The sequence below is a fragment of the Streptomyces buecherae genome (assembly GCF_014295035.1).
GTDB lineage: Bacteria > Actinomycetota > Actinomycetes > Streptomycetales > Streptomycetaceae > Streptomyces > Streptomyces youssoufiensis.
Genome location: NZ_CP060404.1, coordinates 1991726 through 2008453, shown reverse-complemented (window position 1 = coordinate 2008453; position 16728 = coordinate 1991726). Strand labels below are relative to the sequence as shown.

Annotated in this window: 9 protein-coding genes; 8 read left to right on the top strand and 1 reads right to left on the bottom strand. The window is 74.3% G+C overall.

The window, feature by feature from the left end; genetic code table 11:
• The first annotated feature begins 88 nt into the window (after nt 1-88).
• The 4 genes from H7H31_RS07305 to hflX all read left to right on the top strand — a co-directional run bounded on the left by H7H31_RS07305 (nt 89) and on the right by hflX (nt 7156).
• Nucleotides 89-559: a hypothetical protein gene (locus tag H7H31_RS07305; RefSeq protein WP_176164479.1), complete on the top strand. Its 471-nt coding sequence runs from the start codon at nt 89-91 to the stop codon at nt 557-559.
• A 338-nt stretch (nt 560-897) separates the two neighbouring features.
• The gene (gene dapF, locus H7H31_RS07300; protein WP_187059887.1) at nt 898-1833 is read left to right on the top strand and encodes a diaminopimelate epimerase; all 936 of its coding nucleotides are present in this window, start codon (nt 898-900) and stop codon (nt 1831-1833) included.
• A gap of 269 nt (nt 1834-2102) precedes the next feature.
• Nucleotides 2103-5291: an HD domain-containing protein gene (locus H7H31_RS33760; RefSeq protein WP_232109727.1), complete on the top strand. Its 3189-nt coding sequence runs from the start codon at nt 2103-2105 to the stop codon at nt 5289-5291.
• Between the two features lie 341 nt (nt 5292-5632).
• Nucleotides 5633-7156 carry a GTPase HflX gene (hflX, locus tag H7H31_RS07285; RefSeq protein WP_187060548.1) on the top strand — a complete coding sequence of 508 codons (1524 nt, stop codon included), beginning with the start codon at nt 5633-5635 and terminating at the stop codon, nt 7154-7156.
• 345 nt (nt 7157-7501) lie between these two features.
• On the opposite strand, the gene H7H31_RS07280 is transcribed toward hflX, so the two are convergent.
• Nucleotides 7502-8713, bottom strand: coding sequence for a trypsin-like serine peptidase (locus tag H7H31_RS07280; RefSeq protein ID WP_187060547.1), 1212 nt, complete (start codon nt 8711-8713; stop codon nt 7502-7504).
• A gap of 481 nt (nt 8714-9194) precedes the next feature.
• Between H7H31_RS07280 and H7H31_RS07275 the strand changes: the two genes are divergently transcribed.
• The 4 genes from H7H31_RS07275 to H7H31_RS07260 are packed head-to-tail and all read left to right on the top strand — an operon-like array spanning nt 9195 to nt 16516.
• The gene (locus H7H31_RS07275; protein WP_187060546.1) at nt 9195-11504 is read left to right on the top strand and encodes an IucA/IucC family protein; all 2310 of its coding nucleotides are present in this window, start codon (nt 9195-9197) and stop codon (nt 11502-11504) included.
• 22 nt (nt 11505-11526) lie between these two features.
• Complete coding sequence (locus tag H7H31_RS07270) at nt 11527-12507, top strand: GNAT family N-acetyltransferase (protein WP_187117842.1); 981 nt, start codon at nt 11527-11529, stop codon at nt 12505-12507.
• 23 nt (nt 12508-12530) lie between these two features.
• Entirely contained in the window at nt 12531-14420 is a 1890-nt protein-coding gene (locus H7H31_RS07265; protein WP_187064396.1) for an IucA/IucC family protein, read from the top strand.
• Between the two features lie 38 nt (nt 14421-14458).
• Entirely contained in the window at nt 14459-16516 is a 2058-nt protein-coding gene (locus tag H7H31_RS07260) for an ATP-dependent DNA helicase (protein ID WP_187064395.1), read from the top strand.
• Nucleotides 16517-16728: the final 212 nt, after the last annotated feature.

Here is a 16728-nt window from a genome sequence, read left to right as displayed (position 1 = left end):
GCTCCGTGCGTCCTGGAGGCCGCTGCGATCGTGCCATCATCGAGCTTCGATCGTGCCGTGATGTCGAATGTGGGGAGGGCGTACGGCGATGGAGGCCAGCCCTCGGGACACAGCGGAGACGCCGCCGCGCGACGAAGCGGAGCCGCTCGCGTCGGAGGAGTCCGAGGCGCTGACCCCGGACGGACCGGACGCGCTGGGCGACGACGCACCGCTGGGCGAACCGGAGTCCTTCCGCGACCTGCGCCCGCCGCGCCGGCTGAGGGTCTGGCAGATCGCGCCCATCGTCGGGCTCGCCACCCTCGGTTCGCTGATGTTCGCCTTCCCACTTGCCTTCGAGTTCGGCGATGGCGGCGCGGTGGTCTCCATGCTCGGCCTGCTGCTGAGCTGCTGCGCGGCCGGCTGGGGCCTGATGGCCGCCCGCCGCGTCGGCTACACCTGGCCCGGCCTGCCGCCGCGCGGCTCGGGCCGCAAGGCCGACTGGCGCTACGTGATCGCCTACGTCGCCATCGTCGCCCTCCTCGCCGCGCTGGCCATCTGGCGCGTCGCCCGCCTGCGCTAGCCGCCGCTCCACCGGTTCGCTCCCGCGCTCCGCCCCGTACGCCCCACGCCATACGGACCGCGAGGTCCGAGGGCCGCCCCGTGCCCCATACGCCGCGGCCGCCGACGGCGCCGCTGCCCCGTGCCCCATGCGCCCTGCCCCGTGCCCGCGCGCATCGCTGCCCCGTGCCCCGCGCCTGCGCGCGAGACCACCGCCCCGTGCCCCGCGCCCCGCGCCCCGTGCCCCGTCCCCGGGTACGGAGGCGCCGCCCCGTGCGCTCGGGCGACGTGGACGCTCCGTGCTCCGTGGGGCCGTCACCGGCGCCGGCACCGGTGACGGCGGCGCCGTAGGATCGAAGGATGAGTACCGCAGAGCGGCTTCCGTTCCTCAAGGGGCACGGCACCGAGAACGACTTCGTGATCGTCCCCGATCCGGACAACCGGCTGGAGCTGTCGGCGGCGGCCGTGGCGCGCCTGTGTGACCGGCGCGCGGGCATCGGGGGCGACGGGGTGCTGCACGTCGTACGGTCGGCCGCGCACCCCGAGGCGCGGTCGATGGCCGCCGACGCCGAGTGGTTCATGGACTACCGCAACGGGGACGGCAGCATCGCCGAGATGTGCGGCAACGGCGTGCGGGTCTTCGCGCGCTACCTGCGGCACGCCGGGCTGGTCGACGCGGGAGACCTGGCCATCGCCACCCGCGCGGGCGTGCGCCGGGCGCACATCGCCAAGGCCGCACCCGCCTCCGACCCGCGCGGCCAGGAGGGTGCCGAGGGTGGCATCACGGTGGCGATGGGGCGGGCCCTGCTGCCGGACGGGCCGGACGCGGAGGTCACCGTCTCGGTGGGTGGGCTGAGTTGGCCGGCGCGCAACGTGAACATGGGCAACCCGCACGCCGTCGCGTTCGTCGGCGACCTCGCCGACGCCGGCAACCTGTTCACCGCGCCGGACGTGCGGCCCGCCTCGGTGTACCCGGACGGTGTCAACGTCGAGTTCGTGGTGGAGCGCGGCCCGCGCCACGTGGCCATGCGCGTGCACGAACGGGGCGCGGGGGAGACCCGGTCCTGCGGCACCGGTGCCTGCGCCGTCATGGTGGCCGCCGCCCGCCGCGACGGCCTGGACCCCGCGGTGCTCGGCCACCCCGTCACGTACACCGTGGACGTCCCCGGCGGGCGGCTGACGATCGCCGAGCTGCCGGATGGCAGCGTGGAGATGACGGGGCCCGCCGTGATCGTGGGCGAGGGAACCCTGGAGCCCGGGTGGCTGCGGGGCGCCCTTGCGGACGGCGCCGCGTAGTCACCACGGCGGTGGCGGCGGGGCTACGGGGCGAGTCGCCCCGTAGCCGGGGCAACCTCGCAGACTTCCCGTCACCACCCATGGGCGAAACATCGCCTCATTCCGCTCGCTCGAATGGGTGATCTGGTTCACGCTCGACGAGAGCGGTTCGATGGCGCGTGATGGGCTCGATAGCATCAAGCACCGGCACGGGCGCCCACTCGGGGCCTGGGGGCCGACCGCCCCGGCAGTCGCGCTGCCATCGCCGGTCGACGCCGCCGGAGGTGCCCATGAGCGCAGAGGCCACTAACCCAGCAGAACCGGGTTCGTTCGGCCGGAGGCGTGGCCGCCCGCTCATCGACCTGCGCAACCTCCGCCGGTTCGGCCGCGCGGCCCTGTTGGGACCGGCGCCGCGCGGCCGGGTGCCGGACGCCATCGAGCACGTGGCCAAGGTGCACCGGACCCACCACCCCGGGGCGGATCTGGACGTGTTGCGGCGGGCGTACGTGCTCGCCGAGTCCTCGCACCGCGGGCAGATGCGCAAGAGCGGCGAGCCGTACATCACACACCCCCTGGCCGTGACCCTCATCCTGGCCGAACTCGGCGCCGAGACCACGACCTTGACCGCCTCCCTCCTGCACGACACGGTCGAGGACACCGAGGTGACGCTCGATCAGGTGCGGGAGGAGTTCGGCGAGGAGGTCCGCTACCTCGTCGACGGCGTCACGAAGCTGGAGAAGGTCGACTACGGCGCCGCGGCCGAGCCCGAAACGTTTCGCAAGATGCTCGTCGCCACCGGAAACGACGTGCGCGTCATGTCGATCAAGCTCGCCGACCGGCTGCACAACATGCGCACGCTCGGCGTCATGCGCCCGGAGAAGCAGGCCCGCATCGCCAAGGTCACCCGCGACGTGCTGATCCCGCTGGCCGAGCGGCTCGGGGTGCAGGCCCTCAAGACCGAGCTGGAGGACCTGGTCTTCGCGATCCTGCACCCGGACGAGTACGCCCGCACCCGCGACCTCGTCGCCGAGCACGCCACCCGCCCCGACCCGCTGGCCGAGACCGCACGCGGCGTCCGCGCGGTGCTGAACGACGCGGGCATCGCGGCCGAGGTGCTGGTACGCCCACGGCACATCGTCTCCGTGTACCGGGTGCGCCGCAAACGCGGCGAGCTGTCCGGGGCCGACCTGGGGCGGCTGTTGGTGCTCGTCGGTGAGGACGCCGACTGTTACGCGGTCCTGGGCGAACTGCACACGTGTTTCACGCCGGTCATCTCGGAGTTCAAGGACTTCATCGCCGTACCGAAGTTCAACCTCTACCAGTCGCTGCACACCGCCGTCGCGGGCGAGGGCGGCAAGGTCATCGAGGTGCTCATCCGTACCCAGCAGATGCACAAGGTCGCCGAGGCGGGAGTGGTGGCACTCGGCAACCCGTACGCCGCCGCGGCGGACGGGGCGGAGGCGGACGTCACGGAACCAGGCGCGGCCCAGGCTACGGACGGGGGGGCGGGCGACGGCGGGGCGCCCAGCGGCCTCGGCGAGGGCGTGGACGGAGAGCGGGCGGACCCGACGCGGCCGGGCTGGCTGTCCCGACTGTTGGACTGGCAGCGCGCCGTCTCGGACACGGACGCCTTCTGGTCCTCGCTCCGTGACGACCTCGCCCAGGACCGGGAGATCACCGTGTTCGGGGCCGACGGCACCGTCCTCAGCGTGCCGGACGGGGCGAGCTGCGTGGACGCCGTGTACGCCCGGTACGGGGCGGTCGGTCACTCCTGCGTGGGCGCCCGGGTCAACGGCCGTCTCGTCACGCTCAGCACGAGACTGCGCGACGGGGACAGCGTGCAGTTCCTCATGGCGACAGGGCGCGACGCCGCGTCGTCCGGACCCTCGCCGGAATGGCTGACCCACGCGCGTACGCCCGCCGCACGCATCGCCATCACGCACTGGCTCGCCGCCCACGCCGCCTCGCCGGACCGGCCGACGCCTCCCACCCCGCCGACCGAGCCCCACCCCGCCCACGGTGCAGCCGCCCCCGCCCCCGACGCGCCGGATGCGGACGGCACGCAGGCGGACAGCACACAGGCGGACGCGCGCCGCCCGGGCACCACGGCGCCCGGCGTGGGGGAGCCGTTCGTAGCGCGACGGGACACCACGGAGCAGGCGACGGCGGCCTACGGGCCGGACGGCGGCCCCGCGACGGACGAGGCCCAGCGGCCTGGCATCCAGCCCCCCACGGAGCGCGGGACGACGGAAGGCGCCGCAACGGGGCACGGGGCACCGGGCGCGGCGCACGGGGCGCGGAGCGCCGACGACGACACGGGGCACGGGGCACGGGGCCGCGCAGCGGCGGTCCGCGCCGCGCAGGCCGACGCCTCGGCCACCGGTGCGCCGACCGGCGGCACCGACGGGGCACCGGGCGCCACCCCCGGCACTCCGGCCGGCTCCGAGCCCCAGTCGCCCGGCACCGACCTCGTGCCGCCGGCCGCCGCGCGTGCCGAGCAGCCAGCCGCTTCGGCCGCCGGCGACGACACGGCCCCGGGCGCCGGCTCACGCTCCGTCCCGGGCGCCGACGGGCCACCGGGCGGCCCCGTCGCGGCGACCGACACCGCCACCCCCCACGCCCCAACCACTCGCCCCGACACGCCTGCCCCGCCCGCGATCCTCATCGGCGGCTCTCCGCTGAACGAGACGGAGCCGCCGCCCGCGAACGCGCCCGTAGCGGCCGAGCAGCGCGGGGCCGCCGCCGTCGGGCCGCGTGACCGAGGCGGCGACCGGGAGACCGCCGACGCGCGGTCCGCGCCCGAGGCGCAACGGTTCGCCACGGCACCACACGGGGCAGGAGCGGCCGAGTCGGCAACCGATGCCGCCGCCCGTGACGAGGCCGATGCTCCAGCGGACACGGACACGGACGTGGGCGCGGATGCCGGCGCCACGGTGCGGACGGTCGCCTCGCCCGCGCGGCCCGCCACGGTCGCACCGCCGGGCACGACCCCCGCCAGGCGGCGGAGCCTCGGTGTGGTCGTAGACCAGCCCGGCGCGACAGTGCGGTTGGCCGGGTGTTGTACGCCGGTGCCGCCCGACGAGGTCACGGGGTTCGCGGTACGGGGCCGGGCGGTGACCGTGCACCGGGTGCCGTGCCCGGCCGTGGCGCGGATGACCGAGGCCGGGCGGCAACCGGTCACCGTGCGCTGGCAGACCGACGCCGACGCGGCGCCGGTCGGGTACCGCGTGACGCTGTGCGCCGAGGCGTTCAGCCGACCCCACCTGCTCGCCGACCTCACTGAGGTCATCGCGGCACAGGGCGCCGAGGTCATCTCCGCGGCCGTCGAGCCGCCGTACGAGCAGCGGGTGCGGCACACGTACACGCTGCAACTCCCCGATGCCGGCCGGCTGCCGGTCCTGATGCGCGCGATGCGCCAGGTGCCGAGCGTGTACGACGTCGTGCGCGCGGGGCACGAGCTCGCGGCGGCGGGGCTCTAGCGAGCGTCCCCGCTCGGGCGGGAGCGTCGCGCGCCGTAGCCGCCAGTAACGTTTCGTCGGCGCTGCCGCCGCCGACCCCGTCAACCGGCCAGCCGCGCGGCCCGCCCCGGCGCCCTGTGCGTCCCGGCGCCCCGTGCGGCCCGGCTGCCCCGCCCCGGCACCCCGTGCGCCCCGGCGGCCGTGCGGCCCCGCCCCGTGTACCGGGATAGCGGACAAAACCCGGGTGACCCTCGCGACGGTGCGTGGGACCATCGATGTGTCGACGCGGTGGCGGCCCGGGAATCGTTCGGGCCGGTCGAGCGTTATCGACACTGACCGTTCTCACACGACGTAAGGATCCAATGACAACCCCTTCCCAGCAGCAGTCGTTCCCCGCCGCGGATTCCTCGGACCGGCAGCGCCTTCCCGAGAACCTTCGGGCCGACGCCCTGATGGAAGAGGACGTTGCCTGGAGCTACGAGATCGACGAGGAGCGCGACGGCGAGCAGTACGACCGCTCCGAGCGGGCCGCTCTGCGTCGCGTGGCGGGCCTGTCCACCGAGCTGGAAGACGTCACCGAGGTCGAGTACCGGCAGCTCCGTCTGGAGCGCGTGGTGCTGGTCGGCGTCTGGACCTCCGGCACCATGCAGGACGCCGAGAACTCCCTCGCGGAGCTCGCGGCACTCGCCGAGACGGCGGGCGCGTTGGTTCTCGACGGCGTCATCCAGCGCCGCCCCAAGCCCGACCCGGCCACCTACATCGGCTCCGGCAAGGCCCAGGAGCTGCGGGACATCGTGCTCGAGTCGGGCGCGGACACCGTCGTCTGCGACGGTGAGCTCAGCCCCGGTCAGCTCATCCACCTCGAAGACGTCGTGAAGGTCAAGGTCGTCGACCGTACGGCGCTCATCCTCGACATCTTCGCCCAGCACGCCAAGTCGCGTGAGGGCAAGGCGCAGGTCGCGCTCGCGCAGATGCAGTACATGCTGCCGCGGCTGCGCGGCTGGGGTCAGTCGCTCTCCCGGCAGATGGGTGGCGGCGGCGGTGGCGGTATGGCCACCCGTGGTCCCGGTGAGACGAAGATCGAGACCGACCGGCGTCGCATCCGCGAGAAGATGGCGAAGATGCGCCGGGAGATCGCCGAGATGAAGACCGGCCGCGACATCAAGCGGCAGGAGCGCAAGCGCCACAAGGTGCCGTCCGTCGCGATCGCCGGCTACACCAACGCGGGCAAGTCGTCGCTGCTCAACCGCCTCACCGGCGCCGGCGTGCTGGTGGAGAACGCACTGTTCGCCACCCTGGACCCGACGGTGCGCCGGGCCGAGACGCCCAGCGGCCGGCTCTACACCCTCGCCGACACCGTCGGATTCGTACGGCACCTGCCGCACCACCTCGTCGAGGCGTTCCGCTCCACGATGGAGGAGGTCGCGGACTCCGACCTGATCCTGCACGTGGTGGACGGTTCGCACCCGGCGCCGGAAGAGCAGTTGGCGGCCGTGCGCGAGGTGATCCGGGACGTGGGCGCCGTCGACGTGCCGGAGATCGTGGTGGTCAACAAGGCGGACGCCGCGGACCCGGTGGTGCTGCAACGGCTGCTGCGCATCGAGCCGCACGCGATCGCCGTGTCGGCGCGGTCCGGACAGGGCCTCGCGGAGTTGCTGGCGCTCATCGACGCGGAGCTGCCCAGGCCGAGCGTCGAGATCGAGGTGCTGGTGCCGTACACGCGCGGTGGCCTGGTCTCGCGCACGCACGCCGAGGGCGAGGTGATCTCCGAGGAGCACACCTCGGAGGGCACGTTGCTCAAGGCCCGGGTGCACGCGGAACTGGCGGCGGAACTGCAGCCGTACGTGCCCGTGGGCTCCGCCGGCAACCCGGCGATCACCGCCTGACCCGCCCGCCCCGGTCTCCTCGGCTGACCCGCGTCACCGCCTCGGCCGGCTGGTGCCCTGAGTCGTAGCGTCGCGGCGCGACACCGTCACGGCCGACTCGGTGCGGCCCGCGCGAGTCCGAAAGCGCGTCGAGGGCCCGTTTCCTCCCCCTTCCGTGGGGAGGGAACGGGCCCTCTGCCGTACCCCGTACGGCCCTCAGCGGCTCGGCCGCGCGCGCTCGGTCCGTAACGCGGTCGGTCCGTAACGCGCTTGGCTCGGAACGCGCTCGGCCCGGCGCCGTGCGTCCAGGCGCCGGGCCGAACGCGCCGGGCGCTCACCACTGGGGTGCGCGCCCGGCGCTCACGCTCACCGGTTGGCGAACTTCTTGCTCACCGCGTTGTAGACGCCCTTCGCCTCGTCACCCAGGTGCGGGCCGGCCAGCCAGGCCGCGTTGGCCGGGCCGATCGAGGTGTTGGACACCAGGGCCGGCTGGCCGTCCTGGCCCTTGGCGACCCAGCCACCACCGGACGAACCGGCGGTCATCCGGCAGCCGATGCGGTACATCGTCGGCTGTGCGGTGTCCAGCGAGAGCCGGCCCGGCTTGTCCGTGCACTGGTGCAGGGACTGGCCGTCGAACGGCGGGGCCGCCGGGTAGCCGGTGGCCGTCATGTCCGCGATCGACTTCACCGGCGGAGCGTTGAACTCGACCGGCAGCGCCCCGCCGACGGTCTCCTCAAGCGACTTGCCGCTGCCGTCCTCCGGCTTGACCTTCAACACGGCGAAGTCGTACGGCGCGCCCTGGCCACCCACCTTGGCGCCCCGCTCGATCCACTGGTCGGAGGTCTGCGCCCACTCGGCCCACCACAGGCCCTTCGGCGCTATCTGCTCCTTGGGCGCGTTCTCCAACTCCGCCACCGACAGGCCGCTGTCGTTGTACGAGGGCACGAACATGACGTTGCGATACCAGCCGCCGCCCTTGCCCGCGTGCACACAGTGGCCCGCGGTCCACACCATGTTGGACTTGCCGGGGTTCGCCGGGTCCTTCACCACGGTCGCGGAGCAGACCATCGAGCCCTCGGGGCCGTCGAAGAAGACCTTCCCCGCCTCCGGCGCGTTCGCGCTGTACGGGGTCTGCACCTGCTGCGCGTTCACCGGCTGCGGCTCGGGGTCGGTCACACCCTGGTCGTCGGCGATGTCGTCCTCGACGGGCTGGTCGGGCTCCTCGGCGTCCTTCATCCGGTCCGAGTCCCACAGGTCCTCGATGATGGGGTTGATGAAGTCGCCTGCCTCGCGCAGCCACTCCTTGTCGAAGTCCTTCCAGGCCCCGTCCTTCCACTTGTCCAGGTCGAGGCCGAGGTCCTTGAGCTTGTCGTTCAGATCGGTCGGCAGCGCCAACTCGTTCGACCCCTGCTCGGCGGACGAGCTCGGGGTGGAGCTGCCCTCGTCGTCCGAGGGGCCACAGGAGGCGACGGTGAGCGCCATGACGGCGGTCAGCGCCGCCACGGTCAGCGCGGACGAGGAGTTCCGGGCGCGCGATGGCCGCCGCTTGCCGCGCTGGCGAGAGCTGGATGGACGCATGGATGGCATGGGTGGAACTCCCCCTGAAATGTTCGGGCTGCTCGGTAAGCGACTACAAGCGATCTGTAGGTGTCATGTACCGCCCTGGCGGAGGGCGGTCCCCCACTATGCCGGTGCCGCGTACGACGGCCGAACGCGGGTCCCCGGTTCCCCGGCGTCAGGGATCTGCCGGCGGACCGTGATTCGGCGCCGCCCGCGTCGTTGGTACGTACGGCGCGCCCCGCCCACCGTCCAAGGCCGGCATCGCCCGACACCGGCGCCACCTCGAACGCCCCGCCCCGCCCGCGGCCCCCGCACCGCGCCGTCGCCGCGACGGTGCGCCGGCGGCCCGTGGCCCAGACCCCGACGGCGCGACGGTGCGCCGAGCAAGCCCCCGCACACCCGCGATGCCCAGGCCCTGGGCGCATCCCGCACGGTCAGCCGATGAAGGAGGAAGGCGCATCCCGCGGGCCCAGCGCCCCCACCACGCGCCGCACATCGTATGAATCCAGGTTCCGGAGCCGACGCGCTGTCGGGCGCCCTCGTACCGTTCGTCCCCGAACAGGCCCGCCGCGGCCAGGGGGCCGCTTGCGCCGGGCGCGTCTCCCCCTCCTCCGACCCGCTGGACGACGCTGACCCGCACACCGCGGCCGACGTGTCGGCCGTCGAGAACCTGCTGCGGTGCTGGGTGCGCGAGACGAACACGGTGGCGCCCGAAGGCGACGTGCTGTGGCTTCCGCTCGCGGCCAGCGGCCTCGCCCTCCTCGTCCCCGTGACCTACTGGTCGGCGACCGGCTGGCACCGCTTCGGCCGCCCCGCCCTGGTGGGCGGCCCGACCGACGCCCCAGCCGTGGACGCCCCCACCCTGGCCGCGCTGCTCAGCCGGGAGGCCGCCTACGGGGCCGCCCGCCGCGCCGCTCCGCCGCGTGGCGGCGCGCCGCTCGTCGGCACCGGCCCGCGGTTCGGCCCGGAGGCCGGCCCGGTCCCGGTCGGCCCGTCGCCGTGGGCCACGAGCCCGCCGGACCCGGCGGAGGTGGCGCGCTCCGGGGACGGTGCGAGCGAAGCCGACCGTGCCCACCGCGGGACGACACCGGGCGCCGCACTGGACCCGGGGGAGGAGGAGATCTATCCGGTCGAGGGCGCGCAGGGCAGCGCGTACGGCGGCGATGGCGCGCCCCCCGGCGCGTACGACACGACCGGCGCGCTGGACAGCGCCTACGGTGCCACCGACGGCGTCGCCGACGCCACGGCCGCCCTCGCGGACGCGTTCAGCGCCGAGCACGCAGCGGGGTACGGGGCGGGGGAGGAGGCCGACGGGGCGGCGTACGGGGCGCCGGAGGGCGCGGCCGGCAGCGCCGAACTCGTGGGCCGGGTCGCGGACTCGGTGCGGCGCACCGCCGCCTTCCTCGTCGGTCGCCGCGCCGCCCCGGGCGACCCCGTCGCGAACGGTGCCTTCCTCAGCGGCGAGCAGTCGCTCCTGTTCGGCCACCCGCTGCACCCGACGCCCAAGAGCCGCGACGGGCTCTCCGAGGCGGAGGCCCGGGCCTACTCGCCCGAGCTGCGCGGCTCGTTCCCGCTGCACTGGTTGGCCGTGCGGCCCTCCGTGCTCGCCGCCGACTCGGCCTGGACCGAGCGTGGCCGCACCGTGCCCGCCGAGCGGCTCGTCACCCTGGTCGCCGGCGCGGTGCCGGCGCTGCCCGACGGCATGATCCCCCTGCCGCTGCACCCGTGGCAGGCGCACGAGATCCGGCACCGTAGCGCCGTGCGGGCCCTGACCGACGCGGGGCTGGTACGCGACCTCGGCCCGGCCGGCGACCCCTGGCACCCCACGTCGTCGGTGCGCACCGTCTACCGCCCCGCGGGACGCGCCATGCTCAAGCTCTCCCTCGGGCTGCGCATCACCAACTCCCGCCGTGAGAACCTCCGCAAGGAACTGCTGCGCGGCGTCGAGGTGCACCGGTTGCTACGGAGCGGCCTGGCCAAGGAGTGGCGGGCCGCCTGCCCGGGCAAGCCGGGCTTCGACATCGTCCGCGACCCCGCCTGGCTCGCCGTCGACGGGCTCGACGGTGAGCCGGTGGCCGGCGTGGACGTCATCATCCGACACAACCCCATCGCCGTCGGCGACGACGTGGTGTGCCTCGCGGGGCTCGTCTCGCCCCGCCCGTGGCCGGGCCAGCGGGCGCTGCGCTCGCGGCTGGCCTCCCTCGTCACGCGACTGGCCGCCCGCACCGGCCGCTCCCTCGGCGCCGTGTCGACGGAGTGGTTTCTGCGCTACCTGCACACCGTCGTCCGGCCGCTCCTGTGGCTGGACGGGGCGGCCGGCGTCGCGCTCGAAGCCCACCAGCAGAACACCCTCGTCCACCTCGACGCCGACGGCTGGCCCGTCGGCGGGCGCTACCGCGACAACCAGGGCTACTACTACCGCGAGTCCCGGCGTACGCAACTCGACCACCGGCTGCCCGGCATCGGCGCGGCCAGCGACACGTTCGTCTCCGACGCGGTCGCCGACGAGCGCTTCGCCTACTACCTGGGCGTCAACAACGTGTTCGGCCTCATCGGCGCGTTCGGCGCCCAGCGGCTCGGCGACGAGCCCCTGCTGCTCGCCGCCTTCCGCCGCTTCCTGCGCGAGGCCAGCCGCGAACCAGCCGCCTCCCGCTCCTCCTTGCCCGCCCGACTCCTGGACGCGCCCACCCTGCGCTGCAAGGCCAACCTGCTCACCCGGCTGCACGGCCTGGACGAACTGGTCGGGCCGGTGGACACGCAGTCCGTCTACGTCACCATCGCCAACCCCGTCGTCACCTCCGCCCCCTGACCCCCGCGAACCGGGAACCGCCATGCCCCCCACCGATCCCGCGCCCGACCCCGACGCCACCACCGGCCCCGGCGGCGGGCGCGGAACCACCCCCGCCCCAGCCTCCTGCGCATCCGGTCCCGCAGCCGACGCAGCCCCCGGTGGGGAAGGCCCGCCCGCCCCGCAGCGCGATGCGCTTCCGCGGCGCGACGCCCCTCCGGAGCACGCCTGCGACGACACCGTCGACCTCTGGCTGTCCGCGCTGCACGACACTCCGCAGCCCGCCGGGGCCGCGCCCCCCGCCCCGCACCCCCGACCCGGCGACGGTCTCCGGGCGGGAGGGGCCGCGGCCACCCCTCCCGCGTACGAACCCGGCCCGGGGCAAGCCGCCCACGCGGTAGCGGCGCGCCCCGGCCAGGCCCGGCGCACGGCACCGTTCCCACCCCCCACGGCCGGCCTCATCGGCGACGTCGAGCGCTGGGGGCCGGCCACCACGCCCTTCGGCGCCTTCCGGCTCGTACCGGTGGCCGTCCAGCGGGACCTGCCGCTCCTCACCCGCTGGATGAACGATCCGTCGGTGGCCGCCTTCTGGGAACTCGCCGGGCCCGAGGACATCACCGAGCGCCACCTGCGGGCCCAACTCGACGGGGACGGGCGCAGCCTGCCCTGCCTCGGCACGCTCGACGGCGTGCCCGTCGGCTACTGGGAGCTCTACCGCGCCGACCTGGACCCGCTGGCCCGCCACTACCCGGCCCGCCCGCACGACACCGGCCTGCACCTGTTGATCGGCGGCGTGGCGGACCGGGGCCGGGGCATCGGCACGGCTCTGCTCCGCGCGGTCGCCGACCTCGTGCTGGACCACCGGCCCGACTGCGGTCGCGTCGTCGCCGAACCCGACCTCCGTAACACCCCCTCCATCGCGGCCTTCCTCGGCGCCGGATTCCGCTTCGGCGCCGAGGTGGCCCTCCCCGGCAAACGCGCGGCCCTGATGGTTCGGGACCGGGCGCTACGCCACCTCCTGTGACCTCCGGCACCAAGGAGCCCACCATGCGACCTTCACCGCAGCCGCAGCCGCAGCCGCAGCCGCCATCGCGGTCCGCGCAGCCACCCCGCCCCCGCCCGGCCTCGGGACCGCCTGGCCGGCCCGAACCGGCCCAGCCCGCGGCGTCACCGCAGGCCGACGCCTGGCAGCGCGCCGGGCGGCGCATGCTGGCCAAGATGCTCGCCGAGTTCGCCTACGAGGGCGTGCTGACCCCCGAGCCCGACACCGAGGTCCCCGCCGCGCCCCCTGCCGAAGCGGAGCCGGTCGCGTATCGCCTCCCGGAGGTGGACGGCGTGACCTATCGCTTCCGCGCCCGCCGCGGCGCGTACGGCCACTGGATCGTCGACCCCGCCTCCGTCACCCCCTGCGCCGACCCGCTGCGCTTCCTCGCCCGCGCTCACCACGAACTGCTCGGCCTGAGCGGGGACACCACCGGGCACCTGCTCCGCGAGCTCACCGCGACCCTGGCCGCCGACGTACGGCTCGACACGGACGCCCTGACCGCCGCCGACCTGGCCGACCTCGACTACGCCGACCTCGAAGGCCACCAGACCGGCCATCCGTGGCTCGTGGCCAACAAGGGCCGCCTGGGGTTCTCGGCCGCCGACGCCGCCCACTGGGCCCCCGAAGCCCGTCACGCCCACCTCCTTCCCTGGCTGGCCGTCCGGCGCGGCCTGGCCCACTACCGAGGGGTGCCCGCACTCGCCACCCCCGACCAGCTCTACCGCGATGAGCTGGACGCCCCCACGCGCGCCACCTTCCGTCGCACCCTCACCGAACACGGCCGGGACCCGGCCGACTACCTCCTGCTCCCCGTCCACCCCTGGCAGTGGGACGAGGTGGTCGCCCCCCTCTTCGCCCCGCAGATCGCCGACGGGAGCATCATCCCCCTCCCCACTGACAACGCCCGCCGACTGCCCCAGCAGTCCATCCGGACCTTCCTCAACGTCACCCGCCCCGAGGCGCGCACCGTCAAGCTCCCGCTCTCCGTCCTCAACACCCTGGTCTGGCGGGGGCTTCCCACCGAACGCACGCTCGCCGCACCGGCCGTCACCGCGTGGGTGCACGGCCTCCGCGACGCCGATCCGTTTCTGCGCGACGAGACCCGGGTGATCCTGCTCGGCGAGACCGCGTCCGTGACCGTCGAGCACCCGCTCTACGACCGCCTGCCCGGAGTGCCCTACCAGTACCGGGAGTTGCTGGGCTGCATCTGGCGCGAGCCGCTGGCGCCCCAGCTCGACCCGGGGGAGCGCGCACGCACCCTGGCCGCGCTCTTGCACACCGATGCGCGGGGGCGCGCCTTCACCGCCGAACTGGTCGCACGCTCCGGGCTCGCCCCGAGCACCTGGCTGCGCCGCCTGTTCGCCGCCCTGCTGCCGCCGTTACTGCGGTTCCTGTACCGCTACGGAACGGTGTTCTCGCCGCACGGCGAGAACACCGTCGTCGTCTTCGACGAGCGGGACGTACCGGCCCGTCTCGCGATCAAGGACTTCGTCGACGACATCAACGTCAGCGCCCAGCCGCTCCCCGAGCTCGCCTCCATGCCGGCTGACGTGCGGCGGGTGCTGCTCAGCGAGCCGCCAGGGTTCCTCACCCAGTTCATCCACTCCGGCCTCTTCGTGGGCGTCTTCCGCTACCTGGCGCCCCTGTGCGCGGACCAACTCGGCGTCCCCGAGCGGCGGTTCTGGTCACTGGTGCGGCGCGAGATCCTCCGCCACCACCGCCGCTTCCCCGAGCTCGCGGCGCGGTACCGGATGTTCGACCTGCTCACCCCGTCCATCGAGCGGCTGTGCCTGAACCGCAACCGACTGCACCTGGACGGCTACCGAGACAGCCCCCACCGCCCCCACGCCGCCGTGCACGGCTTCGTGCCCAACCCGCTGCACGGTTCGTGACCGGCACTGTCAGTGGCGCCCCTTAGGCTGGCTTCCCTATGACTCCTTCGCCTTCACCGTCTCTCACCGACCTGCTGCACGCCGCCGTGACCGCCGTCGGCGGCGCGGAGCGTCCCGGGCAGGTCAGCATGGCCCAAGCCGTCGCCGAGGCCATCGGCGCGACCCGGTTCATCGACCAGGACGACGGTGGAGGTGAGACGAAGGGCGAGCACGCGCACCTGCTCGTTCAGGCGGGCACGGGGACGGGAAAGTCGCTCGGCTACCTGGTGCCCGCCATCGCCCACGGCGAGCGCGTGGTGATCGCCACCGCGACCCTCGCGCTCCAGCGCCAGCTCGTGGAGCGCGACCTGCCGCGCACGGTCGACGCGCTGCACCCGCTGCTCCGCCGCCGCCCCGAGTTCGCCATGCTCAAGGGCCGGTCCAACTACCTGTGCCTGCACCGACTGCACGAGGGCGTGCCCCACGAGGAGGAGGACGGGCTCTTCGACCCGTTCGAGGCCGCCGCGCCCCTCCCCGGCCAGGCCTCCAGCAAGCTGGGCAAGGACCTGCTGCGGCTGCGCGACTGGGCGGACGAGACGGAGACCGGCGATCGGGACGACATGACGCCCGGCGTATCGGACCGTGCCTGGGGCCAGGTCTCCGTCTCCTCACGGGAGTGCCTGGGCGCGTCGAAGTGCACGTACGGCGCGGACTGCTTCGCCGAGGCGGCCCGCGAGCGCGCCAAGCTGTCCGACGTCATCGTCACCAACCACGCGCTGCTGGCCATCGACGCCATCGAGGGCGCCCCCGTGCTGCCCGGGCACGAGGTGTTGATCATCGACGAGGCGCACGAGCTGGTGTCGCGGGTCACCGGCGCGGCGACCGGCGAGCTGACCCCCGGCCAGGTCAACCGCGCCGTCCGGCGGGCCGCGAAGCTCGTCAACGAGAAGGCCGCGGACGCCCTCCAGACGGCCGCCGAGAGCTTCGAGCGGCTCATGGAGCTGGCCCTTCCGGGCCGCCTGGAAGAGATCCCCGAGGACCTCGGTTACGCGCTGATGGCGCTGCGTGACGCGTCCCGCACGGTGATCTCGGCCATCGGCAGCACCCGCGACAAGTCGGTGCAGGACGAGGACGCGGTCCGCAAGCAGGCCCTGGCCTCGGTGGAGAACGTGCACGCGGTCGCGGAGCGCATCGTGGAGGGCTCCGAGTACGACGTGGTGTGGTACGAGCGGCACGACAGGTTCGGCGCGTCGCTGCGGGTCGCGCCGATGTCCGTCTCCGGGCTGCTGCGCGAGAAGCTGTTCACCGAGCGTTCCGTGGTGCTCACGTCGGCGACGCTCAAGCTGGGCGGCGACTTCAACGGCGTGGGCGCCTCGCTCGGCCTCGCCCCCGAGGGCATGGCGGAGAAGGCCGGCGCGAACGACCCGACCATGCCGCGCTGGAAGGGCCTGGATGTCGGCTCGCCGTTCGACTACCGCAAGCAGGGCATTCTCTACGTGGCCCAGCACCTCGCCCAGCCGGGGCGGGAGGCCGGGCGGGCCGACATGCTCGACGAGCTGACCGAACTGGTCCAGGCGGCCGGCGGGCGCACGCTGGGCCTCTTCTCGTCCATGCGGGCAGCGCAGACGGCCGCCGAGGAACTGCGTGGCCGGTTGGACACGCCGATCCTGCTGCAGGGCGAGGAGACGCTGGGCGAGCTGATCCGGACCTTCGCCGCCGACCCGCAGACCTGTCTGTTCGGCACGCTGTCCCTCTGGCAGGGCGTCGACGTGCCGGGGCCGAGCTGTCAGTTGGTCGTGATGGACCGGATTCCCTTCCCGCGCCCCGACGACCCGCTGATGAGCGCCCGCCAGAAGGCGGTCGAGGAGGCCGGCGGCAACGGCTTCATGGCGGTCGCGGCGACGCACGCGGCGCTCCTGATGGCGCAGGGGGCCGGCCGCCTGGTCCGCGCCTCGGGGGACCGCGGCGTGGTGGCGGTCCTCGACCCCCGGCTGGCCAAGGCCAGGTACGGAAGCTTCCTGCGGGCCTCGATGCCGGACTTCTGGTACACCACCGACCGCAACCAGGCCCGCCGCTCGCTGGCCGCCATCGACGCCGCGGCGAAGGCCAGCGAGTAGGACGCCGGCCTACACAACACAGTCGGGTGGTGGTGCGACCCCGGTGCGGAGTCCCACCACCACCCGAGCGGTGTACGTACGTCACGGAGGCCGGGCTCGTCGTGGGCGGCATGCCCAAGGCGGTGGGACCGGGGCCCTACGGAGGGCCCGGGCTACGCGGTCCCGGCTCGGCCGCGCTCGCCGGCGTCCCCGTCACCACACAGCCGATCCGC